This is a genomic window from Rubrivivax gelatinosus (genome assembly GCF_016583785.1).
GTDB classification, from domain to species: Bacteria; Pseudomonadota; Gammaproteobacteria; order Burkholderiales; family Burkholderiaceae_C; genus Rubrivivax; species Rubrivivax gelatinosus_B.
In genome coordinates this window covers 1-761 of sequence record NZ_NRRU01000230.1, presented here as the reverse complement: position 1 = coordinate 761, position 761 = coordinate 1, and the positions used below count along the sequence as shown (strand labels likewise).

Annotated in this window: 1 protein-coding gene; it reads left to right on the top strand. The window is 73.3% G+C overall.

Going from position 1 to position 761, the window contains the following annotated elements:
• Positions 1 to 761, top strand: a 761-nt coding sequence (locus CKO43_RS25545) for an MBG domain-containing protein (protein ID WP_276570323.1), incomplete at both ends; no start/stop codon positions are given.

Below are 761 nucleotides of genomic sequence, written 5' to 3'. Positions count from 1 at the left end.
CGCAGCCGACCCGACGCTGGGCTACACGGTGGATGCGAGCCAGCTGAAGTACAGCGACGGGGCCGGCGTGGTCAGCGGTGTCGCGCTGACGACGGCCACCGGCGCGGCGGCGACGGCGGGCACGCACTTCATCGGCGCCAGCGGCGGCACGGCGGCCAACTACGACATCGTGCTGCACGACGGCACGCTGACGGTGGCCAAGGCGCAGCTGGACGTGACGGCGGCTGACCGCAGCAAGGTCTACGGCGCGAGCGACCCCGCGCTGGCCTACGGCGTCGATACCGGCGACCTGAAGTACGCCGACACGGCCGCGGTGGTCAGCGGCCTGAACCTGGCGACGGCCACCGGCGCCGCGGCGACGGCGGGCACGCACGCGATCGCGCTGAGTGGCGGCAGCGCCGCCAACTACGAGCTCGTGCTGCACGACGGCACGCTGACGGTGTCCAAGGCGGCGCTGACGGTGAATGCGGCCGACGCCGCCAAGGTCTACGGTGCGGCCGACCCGACGCTGGCCTACACGGTGGACACGAGCCAGCTGAAGTACAGCGACGGGGCCGGCGTGGTCAGCGGTGTCGCGCTGACGACGGCCACCGGTGCTGCGGCGACGGCGGGCACGCATGCCATCGCCGCCAGTGGCGGCACGGCGGCGAACTACGAGCTGCAGTACGTTGCCGGCACGCTGACGGTGGCCAAGGCGCAGCTCGACGTGAGCGCGGCCGACGCCGCCAAGGTCTACGGCGCAGCCGACCCGACGCTGGGCT